Here is a 20,307-nt window from a genome sequence, read left to right as displayed (position 1 = left end):
GGAGACGACGTGCCCGCGGACCGGTTCTCGACCGCGACCCGACTCAAGGCGCTCGGCGAGCAGGCCGCCGCCCGCGTCTACCGAGCCCGCCCGCCCCGCCGCAACCGCCTCACCGGCCGCGCCGCCCTGCTGGCGCTGGTGATGTGCTCCCTGGTGGTCGCCCTCGCGTACCCCATAAGGCAGTACATCTCCCAGCGCTCCGACATCGCCGAACAGCGCCGCAAGGCCCAGGACGCCGGTGCCGAGCTGGACCGGCTGCGCGAGCAGCGGGCCCGGTGGCAGGACCCGGAGTACGTACGCCAGCAGGCCCGCCGGCAACTGCACTACGTCATGCCGGGGGAGACCGGCTACCTCGTCCAGGACGGCTCCGGTTCCGCCGCCGCCCCGAGGGGACCGCAGGCGGCGCGGCGCCCCTGGTACGAGAATCTGTGGAGCGCCGTCGACGCGGCCGACAAGCGCTAGGGGGTGCGCCTCGGGCCGTACCGCCGGCGCGGGGCAGCCCGTACTGTCGACACCAGGCGGTCCGCACCGCCGCCCCACCACCCACCTCACCGAAAGCGCACATGGAAACCCCTCCGCCCCAGACCGAGCCCACCGAGCCCACCGCCGCGGACATCGCGGCCTTCAAGGAGCAGCTCGGCCGCCCGCCCCGCGGGCTGCGCGCCATCGCGCACCGTTGCCCCTGCGGCCAGCCGGACGTCGTCGAGACGGCGCCGCGCCTGGAGGACGGCACGCCCTTCCCCACGCTCTACTACCTCACCTGCCCGCGTGCGGCCTCCGCGATCGGCACGCTGGAGGCCGACGGCGTGATGAAGGAGATGTCCGAACGGCTGGCGTCCGACCCGGAGCTGGCCGCCGCCTACCGCGCGGCCCACGAGGACTACATCCGGCGGCGGGACGCCATCGAGGTGCTCCAGGGCTTCCCGAGCGCGGGCGGCATGCCCGACCGGGTCAAGTGCCTGCACGTCCTCGTCGGCCACTCGCTGGCGGCCGGTCCCGGCGTCAACCCGCTCGGGGACGAGGCGATCGCGATGCTGCCGGAGTGGTGGAAGAAGGGGCCGTGCGTGAGCCCCTGCGCCGAGGACGACAAGGGAGGGTCCCAGTGAAGCGGGTCGCCGCCATCGACTGCGGTACCAACTCCATCCGGCTGCTGGTCGCGGACGCGGACCCGGAGACGGGCGAGCTGAAGGACCTCGACCGCCGGATGCAGATCGTCCGGCTGGGCCAGGGCGTGGACCGCACCGGGCGGCTGGCGCCGGAGGCGCTGGAGCGGACCTTCGCGGCCTGCCGGGAGTACGCCGCGGTGATCGGCAGCCTGGGCGCGCAGCAGGTCCGCTTCGTGGCCACCTCCGCCTCCCGGGACGCGGAGAACCGCGAGGACTTCGTCCGCGGTGTCGTGGACATCCTGGGTGTGGAGCCCGAGGTGATCACCGGTGACCAGGAGGCGGAGTTCTCCTTCAACGGCGCCACCAAGGAGCTGGCGGGTCGCCCGGACCTGGCCAAGCCCTTCCTGGTGGTGGACATCGGCGGCGGCTCGACCGAGTTCGTCCTCGGCGACTCCCAGGACGCCTCGCCGCGCAGTTCCTACCGCGCCGCCTGCTCCGTCGACGTCGGCTGCGTGCGGATGACCGAGCGGCACCTGCTGCACGGCGGCGAGATCACCGACCCGCCGGCCCCGGGGCAGATCACCGCCATGAAGGGGGACATCGCCGCGGCGCTGGACCGGGCGGAGCGGACCGTCCCGCTGAGCGAGGCCGCCACGCTGGTGGGCCTGGCCGGTTCGGTCACCACCGTCGCCGGTATCGCGCTGGGCCTGGACCACTACGACTCCGAGGCCATCCACCACGCGCGGATCTCGCTGGCGAAGGTTCGCGAGATCACCGAGCATCTGCTGTCGGCCACCCACGCCGAGCGGGCGGCCATCCCCGTCATGCACCCGGGCCGGGTCGATGTGATCGGCGCGGGCGCGCTCGTACTGCTGTCGATCATGGAGCGCACGGGCGCCGAGGAGGTCGTGGTCAGCGAGCACGACATCCTCGACGGCATCGCCTGGAGCATCGCCGGCTGAAGTCGCCGGCCGGGGCGCCGCGGAGGTGCGGCAGGGGTCGGCAACGGCCTCTGCCGACCGGCGTCTTGAGCGGGCGGGAGCCCTTGTCCGAGCGCGTTCCGGGGGGCTTCGGAGGGTTCCGTGGAGGGGGCCGCGAAGAAAGTTCGTGAAATCCTTCACATGAAAAAGCCTCCTGTTGGGCGAACAATCTGCTTGTCCGACCCTCATTCGAAGGTCCTAAGACCCTTCGACCCGGAGGATGCGTGGGTGCCGGAGCGTGAGCGATGCGCTCCCGGAGGGAGTGGTTCGGCCGGCCGGGGGCCGACAAGCCCTGATCAACGGGGGTCTCCAACGCCTTGGGCCCTACGGTGGTTCCGGTCCGGACTATGGCGTCGGTCACGAAGCCGGCGGAGTGTAGCAGATACCCCCTCGTTGCTTGTGAAGGGGCTCACGAGCGACCCCCCATGTGGGGGTGGATACTCGATGCATGAGCACCACGGAGCGTCCCAGGATCCTCGTAGTAGGCGGTGGGTACGTAGGCCTGTACGCAGCTCGGCGCATCCTCAAGAAGATGCGCTACGGCGAGGCGACCGTCACGGTCGTCGACCCGCGGTCGTACATGACCTATCAGCCCTTCCTGCCCGAAGCCGCCGCCGGCAGCATCTCCCCGCGGCATGTCGTCGTCCCGCTGCGACGCGTGCTTCCCAAGGCGGAGGTCCTCACCGGCCGGGTCACCACCATCGACCAGGACCGCAAGGTCGCCACGATCGCCCCGCTGGTGGGCGAGGCGTACGAGCTGCCCTTCGACTACCTGGTCATCGCGATGGGCGCGGTCTCCCGCACCTTCCCGATCCCCGGCCTGGCCGAGAACGGCATCGGCATGAAGGGTGTGGAAGAGGCCATCGGCCTGCGCAACCACGTCCTGGAGCAGCTGGACAAGGCCGACTCCACGACCGACGAAGAGGTCCGCCGCAAGGCCCTGACCTTCGTCTTCGTCGGCGGTGGCTTCGCCGGCGCGGAGACCGTCGGCGAGGTCGAGGACATGGCCCGCGACGCCGCGAAGTACTACAGCAACGTCAAGCGCGAGGACATGCGCTTCCTGCTGGTCGACGTCGCCGACAAGATCCTCCCCGAGGTCGGCCCGAAGCTCGGTGCCTACGGCAAGGACCACCTGGAGAGCCGCGGCGTCGAGATCTACCTCAAGACCGGCATGGACTCCTGCGTCGACGGCCATGTGAAGCTCAACAACGGCCTTGAAGTCGACTCCAACACCATCGTGTGGACCGCGGGTGTCAAGCCCAACCCGGCGCTGTCCCGCTTCGGTCTGCCGCTCGGCCCGCGCGGTCACGTCGACACCGGCGCCACCCTCCAGGTGCAGGGCACCGACTACATCTGGGCCGCGGGCGACAACGCCCAGGTCCCGGACCTGGTCGGCCGCAAGAACGGCAACGAGAACGCCTGGTGCCCGCCGAACGCGCAGCACGCGCTGCGGCAGGCCAAGGTCCTCGGTGACAACGTGGTCTCCGGCATGCGGGGCTTCCCGCAGAAGGAGTACAGCCACGCCAACAAGGGTGCGGTCGCCGGTCTGGGCCTGCACAAGGGCGTCGCGATGATCGTCATGGGCAAGATGAAGATCAAGCTCAAGGGCCGCCTCGCCTGGTACATGCACCGCGCGTACCACGGCATGGCGATGCCGACGTTCAACCGCAAGATCCGGGTCTTCGCCGACTGGACGCTGGCCATGTTCCTCAAGCGCGAGGTCGTCTCGCTCGGCGCCATGGAGAACCCCCGCGAGGAGTTCTACGAGGCGGCCAAGCCGGCCCCCGCGCCGGCCGCTGCCGGCGCCGGCGACAAGCCGAAGGCCAAGGCCTCCTGAAACACCGGTCGGCTACTCCGACCAGCCCGAAGGGCGTCCGCCATCCGTGGGGCGGGCGCCCTTCGGCGTGTCCGCTCTGGCGAAAACCGGGCGGTTTGCGGTTCTCTTACGTGTGAACGGGACTATCTGGGCGCCCCATTGGCGTTTACGTGGTGGGTGAAACTTCTTTGCCCGACTCGTCAACACGGAGGTGTGCGACATGGCCGACGCCGCTGGACGGCTCACCAAGCTCGCCGAGGAGGTGCTGGGAAGCCCCCTCCCGGTGCGCATCCGCGCCTGGGACCGCAGCGAGTCCGGCCCGCCGGGGGCACCCGTACTCGTCATCGGCAACCGCCGCGCGCTGCGCCGGATGCTGTTCAAGCCCGGTGAGCTGGGCCTGGCCCGCGCCTGGGTCGCCGGCGACATCGACGTCGACGGGGACCTCTACAAGGCGCTCGATCTGCTCGCCGGGATGATCTGGGAGCGCGACGACGACGCCCCCAAGCCGCAACGCGCCGCCGTGCTGCGCGCGCTGGCCCGGCCGGAGATCCGCTCCGCCGCCCGGGAGCTGCTCGCCCTGGCCGGCGCCCCGGTACCGCCCACGCCGCCCGCCGAGGAGGTCCGGCGCCGCCGCGGACCGCTGCACACCCTGCGCCGCGACAAGGAAGCCATCAGCCACCACTACGACGTCGGAAACGACTTCTACGCGCTGGTCCTCGGCCCGTCCATGGTCTACTCCTGCGCCTACTGGGAGGGCCCGGACGCCACCCTGGAGGACGCCCAGCGCGACAAGCTCGACCTGATCTGCCGCAAGCTCGGGCTCAGGGAGGGCCAGCGGCTGCTGGACGTGGGCTGCGGCTGGGGCTCGATGGTGCTGCACGCGGCCCGCGAGTACGGCGTACGGGCGGTCGGCATCACCCTCTCCGAGGAGCAGGCCACCTTCGCCCGCAAGCGGATCGCCGACGCCGGGCTCGCCGACCGGATCGAGATCCGGGTGCAGGACTACCGCGAGATCAAGGACGAGCCGTTCGACGCGGTTTCCTCGATCGGGATGGCCGAGCACGTCGGGCGGGCCCAGTACGCGGAGTACGCGAGCGCGCTGTACTCCCTGCTCAGGCCCGGCGGGCGGCTGCTGAACCACCAGATCGCCCGGCGTCCGCTGTCGGACGAGGAGACCTACCGAGTCGATGAGTTCATCGACCGCTATGTCTTCCCGGACGGGGAGCTGGCGCCGGTCGGCCGGACGGTCGGCCAGCTGGAGGAGGCCGGTTTCGAGGTACGGGACGTGGAGGCGATCCGGGAGCACTACGCGCTGACGTTGCGCAGCTGGGTCGCCAACCTGGAGGCGCGCTGGGACGAGGCGGCGCGCCTGACGTCCGCGGGGCGGGCCCGGGTCTGGCGGCTGTACATGGCCGCGTCGGCCCTGTCCTTCGAGCGGAACCGGATAGGAGTCAACCAGGTCCTGGCCGTCCGGACCCCGGAGGGCGGGGGTTCCGGGGTGCCGTTGCGGACGCGGGTGTGGGGTTCCGCCGGGCTCGGCTGACCCCCGTGCCGCAAGGCCCTCCCACCGTCGTCGCCGCTGCTCCCCACGCCCTTGAGGCATGGGGGAGCAGCGGCGGGACGAGCCCCGGCGCCGCGGTCGGCGCCGGGTGGCGGTCGGCTACTCCGCCTTGATCGCCGCCAGCATGTTGAGCTTCGCCGCCCGGCGGGCCGGCCACAGTGCGGCCAGTACGCCGACGAGTGCGGCCAGGGCGAGGAAGACGCCGATCCGGGCCCAGGGCAGGATCAGCTCGTACGTCGGCAGCGAGCCGCTGATCAGTTCGCCGGCCGCCCAGCCGAAGAACACGCCCAGGCCGATGCCGAGCACCCCGCCGAACAGCGAGATCACCAGCGACTCCAGGCGGACCATCCGCTTGATGCCGCGCCGGTCCAGGCCGATGGCGCGCAGCATGCCGATCTCCTGCGAGCGTTCGAAGACCGACATCGCCAGGGTGTTGATGACCCCGAGCACCGCGACGATCACGGCCATCGCCAGCAGCCCGTAGAGCATGTTCAGCATCAGGTTGAACATCTTGGCTATGCCGTCGGAGACGTCCTGCTTGTCCGCGACGGTGATCGCCGGGTTCTTGCCGAGCGCCTTGACCAGCGAGTCCTTGGCGGCGTCGGTGGCGCCGTCCTTGGTCTTGACCATCACCTTCATATCGGTGATCTGCTTCTGGTGCGGGGCCAGCGTGGCGGTGTCCAGGATGACGCCATTGATCATCTCGTTGCCCCGGTAGACACCGGAGACCGTCAGCGTGCCCTTCTTGCCGTCCTCGAACGTCACCGGGAAGCGGGAGCCGGGCTGCCAGCCCTTCTCCTTGGCGGTGGCGTCGTCCACCACGGTCCGGTCGCCGCGCAGGTCGCCCAGCGATCCCTTGACGAAGTCGAGCCGGGTGAGCTTGCCGAAGTCCGCGCCGTTGACGCCGGTCAGGGACTGGGGGTCGGTGCCGATGCGGGACGGGGAGTTGCGCAGCGGGCTGGACGCGGTGACCCCGTCCAGGCCGGCGATCTTCTTCGCCACGTCGGGGGAGAGGGGCGTCGGGCTGGCCATGGAGACGACGTAGTCGGCCTTGAGCGCGTCGGTGGCCATCTTGTCGATGCCCTTCTGCACGCTGCCCGCGATCACCGTCATGCCGGTGATCAGCGTCAGCCCGACCATCAGCGCGGAGGCCGTGGCGGCCGTACGGCGCGGGTTGCGGACCGCGTTCTGCCGGGCGAGCGCACCGGAGATCCCGAAGGCGCGCAACACGGGCGCGGCCAGCGCGATCAGCGGGCGGGACAGCAGCGGCGTCAGGATGAACACACCGATCAGCAGCAGCACCGCGCCGCCGACCATCACGGCCTTGCCGTCGTCCATACCGGTGGCCACCAGGACACCGGCCGCACCGGCGCCCGCGAACAGCGCACCGATGGTGTTGCGGACCACCAGCGACTTGGCGGTGGCGGTGGCGTGCACGCTGTTCATCGCGGCGACCGGCGGGATCTTCGCGGCGCGCCGGCCCGGCAGCCAGGCGGCCAGGACGGTGACGACGATGCCGACGAGCAGCGAGATCAGGACCGTGGAGGGCGAGACGACCAGCGGGCCGTCGGGGAACCTGGCGCCGGTGGCGCTCATCAGGGCGCGCATCCCGGCGCCGATGCCGATGCCGGCGACCAGGCCGGTGACCGCGGCGACCGCGCCGACGACGAACGCCTCGATCAGCACCGAGCGGGTCACCTGCCGGCGGCTCGCGCCGACCGCACGCAGCAGCGCCAGCTCCTTGGTGCGCTGGGCGACCAGCATGGTGAAGGTGTTGGCGATGATGAAGACGCCGACGAAGAGCGCGATACCGGCGAAGACGAGCAGGCCGGTCTTCATGCCGTCCATGCTCGCGGCGATCATCTTCGCCTGCTCGTCGGCGAGCTGCTTGCCGGTGGTGGACTCGGCGCCGTCCTTGGGCAGCACCTTGTCGATCGCGGCCTTCAGGGCGCTCTGGGAGGTGCCCGGCGCGGCCTTGACGTCGATCTCGCTGAAGGCGCCGGGCGTGGCGAACAGCTGCTGGGCGGTGCGGGTGTCGAACAGCGCGAGGCTGCCGCCGGCCGCGACCGCGCCGTCGTCGGTGGTGAAGACGCCGGTCAGCTTCTGCTCGCGGACCGGTCCGTCGACGGAGAGCCGGACGGTGTCGCCGACCTTGTAGCCGGCCGTGTCGGCGGTGTGCGCGTCCAGCGCGAACTCGTGCGCGCCCTTGGGGGCGGCGCCACTGCGCATCGGATAGCGGGCGTCCTTGCCGTCGGCGCCGGGGAAGTAGTTGCCGCCGCGGGTGGGGAAGCCGTCGCCGATCAGCCCGCCTTTCTTGTCGGCGATGGCGGTGAAGCCGGAGACGGTGCCCGTGACGGAGGCGGCGCCGGGGACCCGGCCGGCCTTGTCGAGCAGCTTCTGGTCGAGGTGGGGGACCGCGCCGGGCGCGCCGCCGCCGTTGTCCGGGGACTTCGGCTGGATGGCGACGTCGACATTGTCGTAGCCCTTTTGAGAGCTGGCCTGGGTCGCTTCGGAGAGGGTCGAGGTGAAGACCAGGGTGCCGGAGACGAAGGCCACGCCGAGCATCACGGCGAGGACGGTCATCAGCAGCCGGGCCTTGTGCGCAAGCACGTTGCGCAAGGCGGTACGGAACATGGGTGGGTCAGTCCTGGAGGAGAGGTCCGGGTTGCGGGTGGCTGCTGCCGGTCAGCTCGTACGGCCCTTGGCGTCGAAGCCCTTCATGCGTTCGAGCACCATGTCGGCGGTCGGGTCGGGCATGTCGTCGACGATCCGGCCGTCGGCGAGGAAGATCACGCGGTCCGCGTAGGAGGCGGCGACCGGGTCGTGGGTCACCATCACCACGGTCTGGCCCAGTTCGCGTACGGAGTTGCGCAGGAAGCCCAGCACCTCGGCGCCGGAGCGCGAGTCGAGGTTTCCGGTGGGCTCGTCGGCGAAGATGATCTCGGGCCGGGACGCGAGCGCGCGGGCGACCGCGACGCGCTGCTGCTGGCCGCCGGAGAGCTGGCTGGGGCGGTGCTTGAGGCGGCCGCTCAGCCCGACGGTCTCCACCACGCGGTCCAGCCAGGCGCGGTCCGGCTTACGGCCGGCGATGTCCATGGGCAGGGTGATGTTCTCCAGGGCGCTCAGGGTCGGCAGCAGGTTGAACGCCTGGAAGATGAAGCCGATCTTGTCGCGCCGCAGCTGGGTGAGCTTCTTGTCCTTCAGGCCGGTCAGCTCGATGTCGCCGAGCCTGGCCGAGCCGCCGGAGATCGAGTCCAGCCCGGCCATGCAGTGCATCAGGGTCGACTTGCCGGACCCGGAGGGGCCCATGATCGCGGTGAACTGGGCCTGCCGGAAGTCGACGGAGACCGCGTCCAGGGCGACCACCTGGGTCTCGCCCTGTCCGTAGACCTTGGTGAGATCCGTGGCGCGGGCGGCCACCGCGGTGGCGCGGCTGGCGGTGGAGACGCCGGAGTGGGTGGTGGTCACGGGAAGGAGCTCCTGTCGGGACGAGGGGACCATCTGCTCCGCGGGCGGCCCGTGGGCGCACACCGCGGACATCAAGCGGACGGTTTCCATCGTGGGTCAGGAGAAGGGGGGTGGACGTCAACCCCTGTGCCCGTCCTCGACCAGCCCTGGGGCGTATCCATGGACCGTGCGGTCATCCCTGGGGAGGAGACGGAACCCTGACGCCGGCTCGGCGTCGCGGGCGGTCCGAGGGGGGACACCCGCAGGGGTGAGAGCGGGGCTGACGGGGCGTCGAGTTTACGTCAATTCGGGCACGAATTTGCGCCGCGGGGGGTCCTGGCTAAGACAGACCTCAGGCATGTGCCTAAGGCCTGTACCAGCGCTGATGCACCCTCAGTTGCCAATAAAATAAGACAACCTCGGGATGAGTGGCCGATCGGCGTCGTGCACTGCGGGCTACGCTCGTGCTGCCCTCTTTGAGGTGGCATGGGGGATCCCAGGCCCGGATGGTGGAATGCAGACACGGCGAGCTTAAACCTCGCTGGCCTACGGGCCGTGCCGGTTCAAGTCCGGCTCCGGGCACTCCCGCGAGCGGCGGGCCAAAGACGGGCGATTGGCTGAAAATTCAACGAGGAGGGCCGCCGGTGAATGCCGGCGGCCCTCCTCGCTTTGTGTGTTGTCGGCTCAGCGCTCGACAAGCGCGAACAGGCTCTCCCAGCGGCCGACAATCTCCTCCGTGGAGAACCGCTGGATGTTCTCCCGCGCGGCTTCCCCCATAGCGTCCCGAAGCTCCTTGTCGGACATGAGGGTGTCGAGATGCCGGGCGAATTCGGTGATATTGCCCGGAGGGGCCAGCAGTCCGTCCTCGCCGTCCGTGATGATCTCGTGGACGCCCGGCGCCACATCGAAGGCCACACACGGCACGGCGGTCGCCATCGCCTCCATCGGAGCCAGCGGGAAGCCCTCACCGCGCGAACTCAGCGCGAACACCGCGCTCTCCCGCAGGGCCCCGGGGACGTCGCCGGTACGCCCCATCCACTCGACCGACGCGGCCACCCCCAGCTCCGCCGCCAGCTTGCGCAGCGCCTCGGCCTCCTCACCGGAGCCGTAGATCCGCAGCGTCCAGTCCGGGTGCTGCGGAGCGACCTTCGCCCAGGCCTCCAGCAGCAGGTCCACGCCCTTCTCCTCGTGGAGCCGGCCGATGCTGACCACGCACTTGCGCGACCGGTCCGAGGGGACGTCGGGGAAGAACGGCAGCGGGTTCGGCATGAAGCCGACATTGTCCATCCGCTGCCGGATCCAGCGGTCGGCGTCCTCCCGGGTGAGCGTCAGCATCCGGTCGACGTCCGCGTAAAACCGCTTGACGCGACCGAAGCGGGACGACTTGCGGCAGGTATCGAAGGATTCATGGCTCATACCGATCACCGTCAGCCCCGCGGTGTCGGCCTCCGCCACCCACTCCATCGCCCAGACCTGGGTGACGATCACCACTCCGCCCGGCTTGGCCGCCCGGAACAGCGCGCTCATCTTGGCCGCCTGCTCGCGCATACCGGCCTCCCGGGCCGTCCGGCGGCGCTGCTCGGCGAGGTTGAGCCGGTCCTTGAGGCCGCGGACCGGACGCACGGCCGGCGGGTGCTCGCTGTAGAGCGTGGTGGTCCGGAACGGCAGGTCGTCGGCGAGTTCGTGGACCCGTCCCTCGGGCGGCGGCACGATGCCGACGATGTGCACCCGGTGGCCCCGCTCGCTGAACAGGCGCGCCATCTGGTGCGACCAGCTGGTGATGCCGCCCATCTCGTTGACGCTGTTGGAGACGAAGAAGATGTCCCGCGGTTCGGCTGCGTACGACTTGGTCATCAACGGCTCCACTGCGCAAAGAACTGATCGACGATGCTCTTGGCGGCGTCGCCCCGGTCGTATTCCCCGAACCTGGCGACGAATTCCTGGCGGCGCTTCGCGTATTCCAGCGCCTGCGTCTCGAACGACTTGATCGTCTCGTGGAATTCGTCCTCGGTGCGGACCACCGGGCCCGGCGCGTGCTCCGGCAGATCGAAGTACGTCCCCCGGCCCTCGTGGACGTATTCGTCGTAGTCGTAGGTGAAGAACATCAGTGGCCGGTCGAGCAGCGCGTAATCGAACATCACCGACGAATAGTCCGTGATCAAACCATCGGCCAGCTCCAGGATCGGCGTCACGTCATGGCGCGCCGATACGTCGATGACCCGGCCCTGCACGGTCGGCGGCAGCACCACGTGATTGAGGTAGTGCGAACGCACCAGCAGGACATAGCGGTCGCCGAACTGGTCGGCGAAACGCTCCACGTCGAAGGGCAATGCGAAGCGCCCGTGCCGGCCCCCCGCCTTGCGGAACGTCGGCGCGTAAAGCAGGACGGTCTTGTCCTCCGGAATGCCCAACTCCGTGGCCAGCGCCCCGCGTTCGCGCTTCCCCAGCTCCGCCTCGCGCTGCCGGGCGCGCACCAGCGCGTCGTTGCGCGGGTACCCCACGCGCAGCAGCGTCTTCTCCTGGAGCCGGAACGCCTTGGCCAGGGTGTGGACATCGTGCTCGGAGCGGATCAGGAAGCGGTCGAAGCGGTCCAGTGAGCGCTGCTGCTCGGCCTGCTGCTGGCGGGTCTGCGCCTTCAGCGACGGCTGGTCGAAGCCCATGTTCTTCAGCGCCGAGCCGTGCCAGGTCTGGATGTAGGTGGTCTCCGGGCGCTTGGTGAGCTTGAGCGGGTAGCTCTGGTTGTCCACCCAGAACTCGGCCTGGGCCAGCGCCTTGAGGTACGGCAGCGACCAGCGCCGTACGAGGGTGACGTCCTTGGGGAAGTCCTTCGGGGAGCCGGCGTACGACCAGATCGCCTCGAAGTCCAGGCCCTGCCGGCGCATCTCCTCGTAGATGGCGCGCGGGCTGTCGCTGTACTGCTTGCCCAGATGGCTCTCGAAGACCACCGTGCGCTTCTTGATCGGCAGCCGGCTGAAGACCTCGTGGTAGGCGCGGAGCTTGGTGTCACCCGAGGTGACCTTGCTGCGCAGCGCCTTGGCCTTGCGGAAGCCGGTCTTGGCCAGCGTCCCCGGCGTGCCGCGCACCCCGCGGGTGATCAGCTCCTGTACGCGCTCGGCGTTGCGGCCCTCGCTGACCAGGCGGAACGCCAGATGCCCCTTGGCGGAGGCGTGCGGCTCCAGGTGGTCGGCGACCATCCGCGTCAGCCGCGGGCGGATCGGCAGCCCGCCGGACAGCTCGGTGTCGGCGACGGTGAGCCGGGTGGTGGTGCGCACCCCGTCCACGTCCAGGCGCAGCCGGACGTCCCAGATGCTGTCGACGATGCCCAGCGGGCGCAGCTTGGCGGTGAGGTCCGCCGCGGTCTCCCAGTGGATGCCGTCGCCGTCGTGGCGCACCGCCCGCACGGGGAACTGGAAGGACTGCAGACTGCGCCGCCGGGCGCTGAACTCCAGCTCGCCCTTGAGCCGGGCACCCGGCGGGATGACGCCGAGCGGATTGGTGATCCGGCCCGTCAGGGAGACGGCTCCGCCCGACTGGCGGTAACTGGTCAGCTGGTTGCGCAGGAACAGCCGGCTGACCGGCTTCTCGTGGTAGCCGAGATCGGTGACGTCCAGCACCTCGCGGCCGAACGCGTCGTCGAGGTGGCCGCCGCACCAGTAGATCCGGCCGTCGTGCTCGGCGAGCGGCGAGGAGAGCTTGTCGCGGTTGATGAGCGTGTCGACCGCCGGGATCAGGTTGTCCCAGTCACCCTGCTGGAGCAGGTAGGCGCAGATGGCCTGTATCGGCTGAACGCGCTCGTACGCCTCGGGAGAGATGCCCGCGAGGTATTCGCGGGAGAGTTCGGCGAATTCCCGGCGGTAGGACTCGTCCCGGAACGGCAGGTCCCGCAGATGCAGCACCAGGTCGTGCTTCAGGAACTTCACGTCCTTGGCGAGCCGCATCTCGGTCAGCCCGCGTTCGGCCAGCAATGCGTCGATGCGCCGGTGGATTTCCAGCCGGTGCGCATAGTTCGTCATTTCGTGCCGGCGGTTCGTCACCGATTTCACGGCGGCCCGCTCGAACACATGCCAGAAGTAGACCTGATTGGGAATCAGGGTGATGCGCCGCGCCGCGAGATAGGCGTCGGCGATAAACATCAGGTCCTCGTAGAACATTCCCTTGGGGAAGCGGAGATCGTTCTCGATGAGGAAATCGCGCCGATAGCACTTGTTCGTGGACAGGGTGTCCCAAACGAACAGGTCCGGCAATTCCGTTACGGATTCGAGGGTCCGGGTCGTGGAATAAAGCCAGGCGTACCACTCGTCCCGCTTCTGGTTGCGGGTGTCCTTGTGCAGCCGGACGCACAGACCGGAGACGATGTCCGATCCGGTTTCCTCGGCGGCCTCCAGCATGTTCCGGCACGCGTTGAGTTCCAGGACGTCGTCGCTGTCGAGGAACATGACGTAGCGGCCCGCGGCGTGCTGGATGCCGGCGTTGCGCGGCTCGCCTCCGGCACCGCTGTTCTCCGGTAGCTGGAAGGCTCTGACGCGGCCGGGGTGGGCGGCCGCGAGGTGTTGCGCCACTTCGAAAGAGCGGTCGGTGCTGCAGTCGTCGACGATCACCACCTCGACGTCCCGGAGCGTTTGGTCCAGCACGGACTGGACTGCGGTCGGCAACCGGTCGGCGTCGTTGTAGACGATGACGACTACTGAGACGTCAGGCACAGGCACCTCAACCCTCTTTCGCTACTGTTTTCCGCCAGAATAGCCCCGTTTGTACCCTCGGATTACAACCGATCGCGCCCGAACCGCTACATACAGTAAGGCATCGGCGCGGCGAGAAGGGGCACTCCGGTGTTCGGATCTTGACCATGCGTCATCTCAGGAGATCCACCCACCAGGGCAGGTTCCGGCCGGAAGGGAAGACGGCTCCTCCGGTGAATCGGTTGCCTGCGGGCATGTGACGTGCGTTGCCCGGCGGCGCGCGGAGCACTTGCGATCAGACATTTATCGGATTCCACCCGGCGGCGGTGCGGAGGGAAATGGCCGTTCGATCACGGCGGACCGAGATCGAATACCCGGAATGTCGGAAGCGGGGGGTGCGCGCAGGCGGCGGAGCGGCCCGCGCCGCGCCGCCGCCCGCCGCCTCCCGGGCACCTTCGCGGCGTCCCGGACGTCCTCCTTCTGGAGGACGCGTTGCACCCGGTTCGGGGAAAGATCCTGCTCAAGAACTAGCGACGCGCCTTTGCCAAGCCATTACGCTTGCCGTCAAGGCCGCGCAGGGCGGCCATGGAGGAGTGAGATGAGGAGCAGCAACCCGGTCTTCTCGCGTCGGGGGTTCAGCCGCGACACCGGCTACGCGGGCTTCAACGCCCCGCCGCAGGCCGGGGGCCCCACCGCGAACCCGTACGCCGGCACGAACCCCTACGCGCAGGGCGGCAACCCCTACGCCCAGGACCAGCAGCCCGTAACCCAGGCACCGCCGCAGTACGCGCCGCAGTCCCGCCCGATGACGATGGACGACGTCGTCGCGCGGACGGGCATGACGCTCGGCACGGTCGTCGCCGGTGCCACCGTCGGCTGGCTGTTCCTGACCAAGAGCCTCGGCTTCGCCATCGGCGCCGGTCTGGTCGCGATGGTGCTGGCGCTGGTGCAGTCGTTCAAGCGCAAGCCGTCGCCCGCGCTGATCCTGGCGTACGCGGCGCTGGAAGGCGTCTTCCTCGGCGCGCTCAGCGGCTTCATCAACGACCTGCCGAAGCTCGGCGGCGCCCCCATGCAGGCGGTGCTGGGCACGATGGCGGTGTTCGTCGCGATGCTGGTCGCCTACAAGACGCGGATCGTGCGGGTCACCGCGCGCTTCACCCGCTTCGTGATGATCGCCGCGATGGGCTTCGTCCTGCTGTCGCTGGTCAACCTGATGTTCATGGTGTTCGGCGGCGGCGAGGGCCTCGGCTTCCGCAGCGGCGGCCTGGGCATCGTCTTCGGCATCGTGGGCGTGGTCCTCGGCGCGCTGTTCCTGGCCCTGGACTTCAAGCAGGTCGAGGACGGCATCGCCTACGGCGCCCCGCGTGAGGAGTCCTGGCTCGCCGCGTTCGGCCTGACCATGACGCTGGTGTGGATCTACATGGAGATGCTGCGGCTGATCTCGATCCTCCGAGGCGACTGACCCGGTCGGCCGCCACGGCGCACGACACACGAAGGGCCCGCAGGCGTTCGCCTGCGGGCCCTTCGGCCTTCGTTGTGTGCGTGAGTGTGTCGCGTGTCCCGAACCGGACAGGCCTAAGCCCGTCATCGCGGGTCAGAACTTCCGCGCAGCGCGCCTGAGGTCGTGTTCATGGACGATCGCCTTGGCGTGCCCGTACGCGAGGTTGTGCTCGCCACGGAGCCAGCTGACCTTTTCGTCGAAACGGAAGAGGGCCGGGCCCTCGTCAACGGTGCGGAGCCATTCGGAGATTTCCCGGCCGGTGCAGTCCGGGATACGGGAGAGCAGATTCCGGTGGGTCTCTTCGGAGAAGAGCTGAGACATCGGCGCCTCCGGACGCGGTCGATGCTGGTTCTTCAGCACACCGTGCCTGAGCGTTCTGCCGTTGGCAACCACCCGGGAGTGGCGCATAGGCTCACGGCGTGCTTGACGTGACCCCTTTGCAGACCGCCGTGGACGCCCTGGCCGACCGCCTCCGATCGCTGCCGCAGAGCAGACTCGGCCGCGGCGCGGCGGCCGAAGGGCTGGAGCTGGCACGGCGGTTGGCGACCCGTGCGCAGCTGATCGAGCGGCCCGAAGAGCCCCCGCGGGAGCTGCCGGACGCCGGGATGTTCGCGGCCGGCGACCAGCTGGCGGTGGCCGGACACGACCTGGTCGAGGCGCTGCGGGCGGCGGCCGCCCGACCGGCCGGCGACGCCGGGGACTCTGACGCGAAAGTGGCCCCCGCCGAGGAGCTGGCGGAGGCCGTGCGATGCGTCCGGGCGGTGGCGGAGCGCTGCTAGGGGGTGACTCGGGTGTCTCCCCCTGGGGACAGGCCCCGGGGAGCCGCCCCCGGCTGAGCTGCCGCGCGTCCGGTCAGAGCGAGGCGATGACGCGGTCGGCGAGGATGTAGACGCTCTCCTCGCGGCTCTCACCCCAGGAGAAGGTCAGCGCGTACGCGCCGGAGATCCCGGAGCCGCCCAGCAGCACCGGCGTACGCCCGGAGTGCAGAGCGCCGGCGACGCGTTCGGCTGACTCGCGCTGCCCGGGGGTCAGGCAGAGCGTGGTGCCGTCGGCGAAGACATAGACGTCCAGGGTGCCCAGCGGGCCGGGGCGGACGTCGGCGACCGGGGTGCCGTCCTGGGCCAGCTCCTCCAGGCGCGTGACGGTGCGCTCGTGATCGCTGATCACCGGGTGCGGCGAGAAGTCGGGGTGCGAGGGGTGGCGCCGGCGGGCGGCGGCCAGCTCGGCGGACTCGGCTTCCTCGACGGGCTCCAACTCCGGTGCGTCGAGGGCTTCGAGCGCCTCCACGGACTCCAGGGCGTCCGGCCCCAGCAGCGGCTCGATACCGGCGAAGTCCGCCTGGCGGGGCAGGAACGGCTGGGTGTCGAGCCGGTCGAACTCCGGGCGCTCGGACAGTTCGCGGTGATCGGCACGGGCGTCCAGCGGGCTCTCGTCGCCGAGGCCGGGCAGGCCGCCCATCAGCGACGGGGCGTCGGCGGCGTCCCTGGCCTCCTGCGCGGCCCAGAAGGCGCGCGCCTCGGCCAGCTCGCGCTCCCGCTCCTCGGCCAGTGCGTCGGCGACGGCGGCGCGTATGTCCGCGAGCGGGGTCTCGGCCGCCGGGGTCGTACGGGCCGCCGGGACGGCCGCGGTGGCCGCCGGTGCCGCGTCCGCGGCCTGGGCGCGGGCGACGGCGTCCCGACGGGCGGTGACGAGCTCGGCGTGCAGCTCGGCGATCTGGCCGCGCAGCGCGCGGGCGGTACGCAGGGCGGCGCCGCCCAGCGCCACGGCGACGGCCGCGGCCACTAGCAGGACGAGGGTGGTGACGCTCATGCCGAAACCTCTCTTCGCTCGGTCCCGCATGCGCGAGACGCGCAGCGTTCGGTGATTCGCCCGCGGCGCTCGCTCATGCGTCCTCCCCACTTCGCTCGGCGACCCGCTCGGCACGGGCCGCGCCTCGGTACTCGGACTTCCCCCGGCCGTCGGCCGGGGTGCCCCCCTTGACGCGCCTGCTCACGGGGCGACTGCTGGTGACCACGAGATCACCGGCGTACTCCCGTTAACAGAATGTTCTCCGACTTCCTACATCAGCCTGCCGGGGGTCGGCGACCGCACCCGGTGCACTATGTCCGGAAATGCTGGGGGCAGTGGGCCTCCCGGAGGCCGGTCACCCCCTGCTGACCTGCAAGAACGCTGCTCCCCCAGGGCGTTGGTCACAATCCTGGGGGAGATTGGGTCGCGATCTTGTTAACGCGTGACACGGCTCACGCCGTGTCGCCGCCCGTGTCCGTTCGACAGCGAAGGGTGTGCGCGGGGCGGGAGTTGGTCCGTTTGCCCGCGCACACCCCGGGGGGTGAGGGGCAAGCCGTCAGCTGGGCCGCTCCGCTGCGGCTCGGCTCAGCCGCGCGTGCCTTCTGGTCGCGCTGAGCTTCGCCTCCGCTCCGGGCAGGTGCCGGGCACTCGTACCTCGCGCCCGACCCCTACCCTCCGCTTCAGCTCAGCCGCTCGTGCCTTCTGGTCGCGCTGAGCTTCGCCTCCGCTCCGGGCAGGTGCCGGGCACTCGTACCTCGCGCCCGACCCCTACCCTCCGCTTCAGCTCAGCTCAGCCGCTCGATCACCATCGCCATGCCCTGGCCGCCGCCCACGCACATCGTCTCCAGGCCGAACTGCTTGTCGTGCCACTGGAGGGAGTTGATGAGGGTGGTGGTGATGCGGGCGCCGGTCATGCCGAAGGGGTGGCCGACGGCGATCGCGCCGCCGTTGACGTTCAGCCGGTCGATGTCGATGCCCAAGTCCCGGTAGGACGGGATCACCTGGGCGGCGAACGCCTCGTTGATCTCGACCAGGTCGATGTCGGAGATCGACAGGCCGGCGCGCTGGAGGGCCTGCTTGCTGGCCTCCACGGGGCCGTAGCCCATGATCTCGGGGGAGAGGCCGGAGACGCCGGTGGACACGACCCGGGCCAGCGGGGTCAGGCCCAGCTCGCGCGCCTTGGTGTCGGACATGATGACCAGCGCCGCGGCGCCGTCGTTGAGCGGGCAGCAGTTGGCGGCGGTCACCAGGCCGTCGGGGCGGAACACCGGCTTCAGGCCGGAGACGCCCTCGACGGTGACACCGGCGCGCGGGCCGTCGTCCTTGGAGACGACCGTGCCGTCCGGCAGCTCGACGGGGGTGATCTCCCGCTCCCAGAAGCCGTTCTTGATCGCCTGCTCGGCGAGGTTCTGGGACCGTACGCCGAACTCGTCCATGTCCTGGCGGGTGACGCCCTTGAGGCGGGCGAGGTTCTCCGCGGTCTGGCCCATGGCGATGTACGCGTCCGGGATCAGGCCGTCCTCGCGCGGGTCGTGCCAGTCCGCGCCCTCCTGCTCGGCGCGCGCGGCGGTGCGGGCCTCGGCCTCGGCGAAGAGCGGGTTGTGGGTGTCCGGCAGGCCGTCGGAGCTGCCCTTGACGCTCCGCGAGACCGTCTCGACGCCGGCCGAGATGAAGACGTCGCCCTCGCCGGCCTTGATGGCGTGCAGCGCCATGCGGGTCGTCTGGAGCGAGGAGGAGCAGTAACGGGTGATGGTGCAGCCCGGGAGGTGGTCCATCCCCATCTGGACGGCCACGATGCGGCCGAGGTTGTGGCCCTGCTCGCCACCGGGGAGGCCGCAGCCGAGCATCAGATCGTCGATGTCGGTGGGGTCCAGCTCGGGGACCTTGGCGAGGGCGGCCTCGATGATCTTCGCGGTCAGGTCGTCCGGACGCAGATCCTTGAGCGAGCCCTTGAAGGCGCGGCCGATCGGGGAGCGGGCGGCTGAGACGATCACGGCTTCGGGCATCACACGGCTCCAAGGGAAACGGCCCGGCGCGCTGGGGTCCCCCGGACGAGGTCTGCGGGAGCCTCGTTGAGGGGCGGTGGTCGGGCGACGGGCGGGAACAGTACTGGACTGTGAGGGAAGTTACCTGTGCGTACTGCCGAGGTCACGGGGTGCGGGCTGTGATGCGGGCCTCTTTTCTAAGCGAGCGCTTATGAGAACGGGGAGGGAGCCCCGGGTATTCCCGTCCGGCTCCCTCCCCGCCGCCCGCCGCGGAGACCCTCAGCCCGTGAGCGACGAGGGGTCCGTGGACTCGGGCTCCGGCAGCTGGCGGCGCCGGCGGTGCTTGAGCAGCGCCCAGGGCGCACGGGAGGCGGTGACCTCCGTACCGCCCTCGGAGGCCGCCTCGGCGGCCGCCTGCTCGACCGGCAGCAGCCCCTCGCCGCGGGCGGGCTCCGGCCGCTCCTCCTCCGGCCACAGGCCCAGTGCGGCGCACAGCGTCGGCAGGACCGCCATCGCGGCGGTGGCATAGCCCTCCGCCGACGGGTGGTAGTTGTCCGGCCCGAACAGCTCCCGGGGACGCGCCTCGAACTCGGGCCCGAGCAGATCGCCCAGCGAGACCGTCCGCCCGCCGCTCTCGATCACACCGATGGTCTGGGCGGCCGCGAGCTGCCGGGAGAGCCGCCGGGCCACCCAGCGCAGCGGCTGGTAGACCGGCTCGATGGTGCCCAGATCAGGGCAGGTGCCCACCACCACCTCGCAGCCCGCCGCGTGGAGCCCGTGCACCGCCTCGGACAGGTGGCGTACGGACTGCGCGGGCGGCATCCGGTGGGTGACATCGTTGGCGCCGATCATGATGACGCAGACGTCCGGGGTCTCGGTGCCCTCCGCCAGCAGCAGCTCCACCTGGCGCGCCAGATCGTCCGACTGCGCGCCGGGCAGTGCCACATTGCGGAATTCGACGGGCAGTTCGGCGACGGCGGCCAGGCCCGAGGCGAGCAGCGCGCCCGGCGTCTGGGAGGCGCGGTGCACGCCCTGGCCGGCGGCGGTGGAGTCGCCGAGGAAGCCGAGCCGCAGGGGCGGTCGGTCGGCGCGGTGGCCGAAGGCGGCGCCGTAGCGGCCGTCGGCGCAGGGCGGGATGTCGCTGGAGCCGCCGACCGTACGGCGGGCCAGCCGCACCTCGGTCAGCAGCACCCCGACGGTGGCGACGCCGAGCAGGCCGATCCCGCCCCCGCCGAATGCGGCGGCGGTCGCGATCCGCCGGGCCACCCTCGCCCTGGACATCGTCATCGGCATCGGCCGGGCACCTCCCCGTGCAGCGCGGGCGCGCCGCGGCGGAGCCGGGCGCGCTCTTGAATCGGCAAGAACTCCCACAACAGGGTGTTGCCCGTTCCCGCACGGAACGCAACGCATCCGCCGTCCAACCCACCCGGGCAATAGGCTGGCG

Annotated in this window: 15 protein-coding genes and 1 tRNA gene; 8 read left to right on the top strand and 8 right to left on the bottom strand. The window is 70.5% G+C overall.

The features are described 5' to 3' along the window. Window positions 1-9 precede the first annotated feature (9 nt). The 5 genes from WAB15_RS17175 to WAB15_RS17155 all read left to right on the top strand — a co-directional run bounded on the left by WAB15_RS17175 (window position 10) and on the right by WAB15_RS17155 (window position 5,445). On the top strand, window positions 10-462 hold the full coding sequence (locus WAB15_RS17175) for a septum formation initiator family protein (protein WP_399149769.1): 453 nt from the start codon (window positions 10-12) through the stop codon (window positions 460-462). A gap of 101 nt (window positions 463-563) precedes the next feature. Further along, window positions 564-1,106 (top strand): DUF501 domain-containing protein, encoded by a 543-nt coding sequence (locus WAB15_RS17170; RefSeq protein ID WP_399149768.1) that lies wholly within the window; start codon window positions 564-566, stop codon window positions 1,104-1,106. After that, window positions 1,103-2,068, top strand: coding sequence for an exopolyphosphatase (locus tag WAB15_RS17165; RefSeq protein ID WP_399149767.1), 966 nt, complete (start codon window positions 1,103-1,105; stop codon window positions 2,066-2,068). Before WAB15_RS17170 ends, WAB15_RS17165 begins: the two co-directional genes overlap by 4 nt. 466 nt (window positions 2,069-2,534) lie before the next feature. After that, complete coding sequence (locus WAB15_RS17160) at window positions 2,535-3,923, top strand: NAD(P)/FAD-dependent oxidoreductase (RefSeq protein WP_399149766.1); 1,389 nt, start codon at window positions 2,535-2,537, stop codon at window positions 3,921-3,923. 199 nt (window positions 3,924-4,122) lie between these two features. Then, entirely contained in the window at window positions 4,123-5,445 is a 1,323-nt protein-coding gene (locus WAB15_RS17155) for a class I SAM-dependent methyltransferase (protein WP_407286783.1), read from the top strand. A 117-nt stretch (window positions 5,446-5,562) separates the two neighbouring features. Here WAB15_RS17155 and WAB15_RS17150 read toward each other — a convergent pair whose 3' ends face one another. Further along, the gene (locus tag WAB15_RS17150; protein ID WP_407286782.1) at window positions 5,563-8,097 is read right to left on the bottom strand and encodes an ABC transporter permease; all 2,535 of its coding nucleotides are present in this window, start codon (window positions 8,095-8,097) and stop codon (window positions 5,563-5,565) included. Window positions 8,098-8,148: 51 nt separating this feature from the next. Beyond that, the gene (locus WAB15_RS17145; RefSeq protein ID WP_399149763.1) at window positions 8,149-8,931 is read right to left on the bottom strand and encodes an ABC transporter ATP-binding protein; all 783 of its coding nucleotides are present in this window, start codon (window positions 8,929-8,931) and stop codon (window positions 8,149-8,151) included. Window positions 8,932-9,410: 479 nt separating this feature from the next. On the opposite strand from WAB15_RS17145, the gene WAB15_RS17140 reads away from it, so the two are divergent. Further along, a tRNA-Leu gene (locus WAB15_RS17140) sits at window positions 9,411-9,492 on the top strand. Window positions 9,493-9,594: 102 nt separating this feature from the next. Here WAB15_RS17140 and WAB15_RS17135 read toward each other — a convergent pair. Continuing rightward, window positions 9,595-10,764, bottom strand: a complete 1,170-nt coding sequence (locus WAB15_RS17135; RefSeq protein ID WP_399149762.1) for a glycosyltransferase — start codon at window positions 10,762-10,764, stop codon at window positions 9,595-9,597. Beyond that, entirely contained in the window at window positions 10,764-13,610 is a 2,847-nt protein-coding gene (locus WAB15_RS17130; RefSeq protein ID WP_407289243.1) for a CDP-glycerol glycerophosphotransferase family protein, read from the bottom strand. Before WAB15_RS17130 ends, WAB15_RS17135 begins: the two co-directional genes overlap by 1 nt. Window positions 13,611-14,187: 577 nt before the next feature. On the opposite strand from WAB15_RS17130, the gene WAB15_RS17125 reads away from it, so the two are divergent. After that, entirely contained in the window at window positions 14,188-15,051 is an 864-nt protein-coding gene (locus WAB15_RS17125) for a Bax inhibitor-1/YccA family protein (protein ID WP_407286781.1), read from the top strand. A 132-nt stretch (window positions 15,052-15,183) separates the two neighbouring features. Here the strand turns inward: WAB15_RS17125 and WAB15_RS17120 are convergent, their stop codons facing one another. Then, a complete protein-coding gene (locus WAB15_RS17120; protein WP_399149760.1) occupies window positions 15,184-15,411 on the bottom strand; it encodes a DUF4287 domain-containing protein in 228 nt (75 codons plus the stop codon). A 98-nt stretch (window positions 15,412-15,509) separates the two neighbouring features. Here WAB15_RS17120 and WAB15_RS17115 point away from each other — a divergent pair, with 98 nt between their 5' ends. After that, window positions 15,510-15,869 (top strand): hypothetical protein, encoded by a 360-nt coding sequence (locus WAB15_RS17115; RefSeq protein WP_407286780.1) that lies wholly within the window; start codon window positions 15,510-15,512, stop codon window positions 15,867-15,869. Window positions 15,870-15,942: 73 nt separating this feature from the next. On the opposite strand, the gene WAB15_RS17110 is transcribed toward WAB15_RS17115, so the two are convergent. From WAB15_RS17110 to WAB15_RS17100, 3 genes are all read right to left on the bottom strand, one after another. Further along, window positions 15,943-16,899 (bottom strand): hypothetical protein, encoded by a 957-nt coding sequence (locus WAB15_RS17110; RefSeq protein ID WP_407286779.1) that lies wholly within the window; start codon window positions 16,897-16,899, stop codon window positions 15,943-15,945. A gap of 764 nt (window positions 16,900-17,663) precedes the next feature. Further along, window positions 17,664-18,884, bottom strand: a complete 1,221-nt coding sequence (locus tag WAB15_RS17105) for an acetyl-CoA C-acetyltransferase (protein WP_407286778.1) — start codon at window positions 18,882-18,884, stop codon at window positions 17,664-17,666. Between the two features lie 258 nt (window positions 18,885-19,142). Then, a complete protein-coding gene (locus tag WAB15_RS17100; protein ID WP_407286777.1) occupies window positions 19,143-20,156 on the bottom strand; it encodes an SGNH/GDSL hydrolase family protein in 1,014 nt (337 codons plus the stop codon). Window positions 20,157-20,307 lie beyond the last annotated feature (151 nt).

The sequence above is a fragment of the Streptomyces sirii genome, from assembly GCF_045690365.1.
Lineage (GTDB): Bacteria > Actinomycetota > Actinomycetes > Streptomycetales > Streptomycetaceae > Streptomyces > Streptomyces sirii.
The sequence above is the reverse complement of the archived record's forward strand: the minus strand, read 5'-3'. Positions and strand labels throughout refer to the sequence as shown.